Below are 4,169 nucleotides of genomic sequence, written 5' to 3'. Positions count from 1 at the left end.
CCTGGGCCAGACCTCGGCGGCGCTGGATTTGTGTTCAGGCTTGCGCCCGCTGCTCAAGCGCCACCATGTGCAGACCGGCGTTGGCCATTACGGCGTGTTCGCCGGGCGGCGTTGGCAGAATGAGATCTATCCGCTGGTGCGCGAAGTTATCCAGTTTGCAGCGTAAATTAAAAGTGAAGTATGGTATTTTTACCCCCCTTTCAAGAGAGGGGGGAGAAGTCTACGGAAAATAGGCTTGCTACCCATCTGCCGGGATGTTAAATATTGTTTGTAATTCTGTGCTCTAGCTGAATTTTAACATCGCGGTTAGGAATTTTGTTTTGGCGGTGGCTGCGGAACGGTTTTGGCGCGATGCGCATGAACGGGCGGGGGCTGGCTTGAGGCGGTCAGGGGCGAGCCTTAAGAATCTATTGAAAAGCACGCGTAGCTCGTTTGCGCTGGAATTCGCTATGACGGCGCCCGTGTTTTTTGCGCTGCTTCTTATGGTTTTTGAGGTTTCTTACGACGAGTTTCTCCAGGAAGTGCTGGATGACGCGTTGCAGACCGCGGCCAGGGATATTCAGGTTGGAGCAACCCAGAATACGGCGACTCCGTCGGCCTTCATGTCGGGCTATTTTTGCCCGACAGCCACGCATGGGTTGCTGAATTGCAATAGTCTTTACCTGCGCATCGAGCAGATGAATTTCACCACCGGAACTTGCCAAAATCTGGATTATTACGATGCTGTCGCGGGCGGCGGGCCTGTTGTGGGCGGTGTACTGGGATTGGGTGATTTCTGGAGCACGGGTGGGCAGGGTAGCGGTTCGGTGAATAACCTTTCCCCATGCTCGTCCACTACAAGCACCTATCCTGGGTATTGTAATCCGGGGTCGAGCGAGATGGTTTTGCTGACCGCCGTTTATACGGCTCCGAGCTTTTTGGGGGGGTTACTCAGCCCGGTCAAGTATAATGGCAGCTATGTCAGGCCTATTTACGCGACAGCGGCATTGACGACAGAGCCTTTTGTCACAGTAGCCAACCGGCCTTCGCCGTGCTGAAGCTGCTGGCGTATTGCAAGCGGTTTGTTCCGGATCGTCGCGCGGTTGCGGCGTTGGAGTTTGTGCTCGTCGCGCCTTTTCTCGTCGTAATGCTGTTTGGAGTGTATGAGCTATCCAACGCGCTGATCATATATCAGCAGACATATAGCGCTGCCCATTTTATCGCAGCCGCGGTCACCAATGTTTCGGTGCAAGCGAGCGGTTCAACGGTTTTGACATATGATCAGGTGCAGGAAGCGGCTTCTGAGATATGGGGGGATATTCCCGCGCTACGTTCGGGGCAGCAGGACGACATCAAATCCGTCACGGTTTCGTCGATCACGTTCGAGCCGACAAGCACGAAGGCCAGTTGCACCTCAACTGCCTGTTACACGCCGGTTGTCGCCTGGAGTATTGTTTATACTGGGGGCGATAGCGGCCGTACTTTTCAGCAATCTGCGTCTACGAACGGGAGCGTGACCTACACGCCGTCAGGCAGCAGCACGGCGGTCACGACATCCATCATCACGGTGACGGCGCCTTTGCGGTCCTGTTCGAACATAGCCTCCACGCCCGTAACAGCTTCGGCCTGGCCGGGGTCACTCAACCAGACTTTGCCTTCGCAAGGCGTTTCTAGCGATTTGACGAGTTTACGGACCTTGTTACTGGGGCAGACGTCATCGAGTAGCACCACGGCGCCGCCGTCGCCCATCATCGTTGTTGACGTGCACCTGAAATACAAACCGGTTTTTGGGTTTTTTCCGTTTTCGTTCGATTTCTGGGTGAATGGCTATTGGCCAGTGCGTAGCGTGAAAACCACGGTTGGTACCACCGTGCCACTATACCAGCAATTCACCACGATCAGCTCGCAAAGCCTGAGTAACAGTAATTCGCCGAATTACACTGACGGCGTGAAGCGTTCGATCAATGACTATTGTGTGAATACCACGCTTACCAATCCATCGCCGGTGTCAACCCCATGATGAAAGTCTTGCTTTCCTTTCTGCGTGACCGCCGGGGTGCGTTTGCATTGATAACGGCTGCGGCGGCGTTGCCTCTGGTCATGCTGACAGGCCTGGCAATCGATTATTCGTTCTACGCCCAGGCGCGGGCGCAATTTTCCCTGGCGGGGGACGCAGCAGCCACCTACGCTATTCGTGAGGCAACCGCCACCTATGCCCTGACCCAGAGCATAGATTCGGCCAAAAGTGCTGGGCAAACCGCTGGCTCGCAATGGTTTAACTCGCAATTATCTACGTTGCCGACGGCAAGTGTTTCTGGCGGCTCGCCGAATGTAACTGTGAATGCCAACCAGAATCTCTCCCCGACAAATCCCGCTGGATTTACCGCAATCGTGTCATATACTGGGGTTTATCCACCGTTTTTCGGTAAGCTGTTCAATAATAATGCAAACTGGTACGTAACCGGCAGCTCTTCCGCGAGTTCGCAATATTCCTATGTGGAGCTTTTGGTCCTTATGGACACATCCAGCTCGATGCTGGTGAGTGCAGATACGACCGATGTGCAAACGATGGATGACAACACTGTCTGCATAAGCAGTGGTTACAATGTCAAATCGTTGGCGACTACTGGCATCGGTTCCTACGTCGATACGCCAACGCCTTTTGTCAACTGGCCGGGCGTGAATAATGTATCATCCTACACGCTGTCATCCTCGTCGACCAATGGAACAACGGCAACAGTAAAGTGTAAAAGCGGCGTCAGTTATAGTAATTTGGCGCCCTGTGCGTTCGCTTGCCACCAGACATCAAACACCACGAGCGGATATTATCAGGATCTGTACGGCCTTGCCCGTCAGTTGGGGGTTAAATTAAAGACCGATGTTGTGTTCTCGGCGCTTGAGAGCATGATCACCTCGATGCAGAGCAGCCAGCAGGTTTTAGGCCAGTTCACCGTCGGCGTTTATCAATTCAACGATAATGCTTGTCCAATTGTGCAAGGCAGTTCTGGCGATGCCTTGCTGGAAGCGACGGGAAGCCTTGGAAGTGCTTTGTCGACAATTCAAGGAGACGATTATACGCTTCATCCATCTGAAACGGCGATGCCACCGCTTTCGGACAATAGTGAGAATTGGGGGCATACGGACTTCCCAACGTCGGTTTTGGAACTCATCAGCGGTAAATTTTATTGTGGAGAAACGGCCAAGAATGAAACGGAGAGCTTGAAGGCCCAAACGGCCAGCTACTCCTGGAATGGCGGCAAAACTTTCTTGGCTATTCCGCCTACATCCACATCAGACCTGGGCGCGACACCTCAATATCCTCAGCGCGATATCTTCATCGTCACCGATGGTCTGCAGGATAGTTCCCCACAGACTAATCAAACGACTTTCTCCAGCACGCAGTGCGGGCGTGTAGAGGGGGAGATGGCTGGTATAGCGGCGGAGGCGAGCGGCAGCACAACTTCATGCAATTTGGCTGTCTGCTCGCAACTGAAGGCTCTTGGGTTCACGGTTTATGTGTTACAAATCACGTATCCTTCGACTCAAGTACAATTCTATTATAATAATGGGCAGACAGCGGCGAACAAATATACGCAAACCGATTTCCCATCGTTGAAATCGGGTTCTATTCAAAACTGGAATGAGGGTGCGAATATTTCTGGCACTTCACTCGCAAGCCCACCACCCACGGAGCAGGGGCTGGAGGCTTGCGCTTCGGCTCCGCAGGATTATTTTCAGGCGAGCTCTTCCACCGCCATTCAAACCGCGATGGGGCAGATGCTGAACTCCGCGCTCAGCGCGGCGGTGCGGATCACGAACTGATCTCAGAGGCTAGTCTGAGGGGGTACCGGAACGCACAGTGAGACATCTGAGCAGTCTCCTGAGCGCGATTTTCGGCGCTTCGGTGCTCGAGAATCACTCCTTGACGACTCCACGAGCCACTTTTGGAGCAATATGCGTTTAGATTGACGCGGCAGTGGCACGATAAACACATGAGATTGTTTGCCAAAACATAAAGCTGGCTCTCTCTGGGAGGGCCTTAAGACAATCTCTTAAACCACTGCCCCAGCCGCGGCGCAGAAGGCCACGACCAGAATGGGCTTGGCCCGCCCGGCGGTGAGCAGCATTAGCGCCCCCGCCGCCACCGGCAAGTCCCACGGGCTCTGGATGGTGCTTAATGTCAACAGATT

General features: G+C 53.8%; 4 protein-coding genes. All 4 read left to right on the top strand.

Annotated elements, in window-relative coordinates; translation table 11 throughout:
• Position 1: 1 nt before the first annotated feature.
• The 4 genes from P4L78_RS22965 (at position 2) to P4L78_RS17475 (ending at position 3,801) form a co-directional block, all read left to right on the top strand.
• A complete protein-coding gene (locus tag P4L78_RS22965; RefSeq protein ID WP_405051577.1) occupies positions 2–166 on the top strand; it encodes a hypothetical protein in 165 nt (54 codons plus the stop codon).
• A gap of 160 nt (positions 167–326) precedes the next feature.
• Entirely contained in the window at positions 327–1,037 is a 711-nt protein-coding gene (locus P4L78_RS17485) for a pilus assembly protein (protein WP_309329430.1), read from the top strand.
• Positions 1,031–1,999, top strand: coding sequence for a pilus assembly protein (locus P4L78_RS17480; protein ID WP_309329428.1), 969 nt, complete (start codon positions 1,031–1,033; stop codon positions 1,997–1,999). The genes P4L78_RS17485 and P4L78_RS17480 overlap by 7 nt, the downstream gene beginning before the upstream one ends.
• Complete coding sequence (locus P4L78_RS17475) at positions 1,996–3,801, top strand: hypothetical protein (RefSeq protein ID WP_309329426.1); 1,806 nt, start codon at positions 1,996–1,998, stop codon at positions 3,799–3,801. Before P4L78_RS17480 ends, P4L78_RS17475 begins: the two co-directional genes overlap by 4 nt.
• Positions 3,802–4,169: the final 368 nt, after the last annotated feature.

Source organism: Silvimonas sp. (genome assembly GCF_031291215.1).
Taxonomy (GTDB): domain Bacteria; phylum Pseudomonadota; class Gammaproteobacteria; order Burkholderiales; family Chitinibacteraceae; genus Silvimonas; species Silvimonas soli.
The sequence above is the reverse complement of the archived record's forward strand: the minus strand, read 5'-3'. Positions and strand labels throughout refer to the sequence as shown.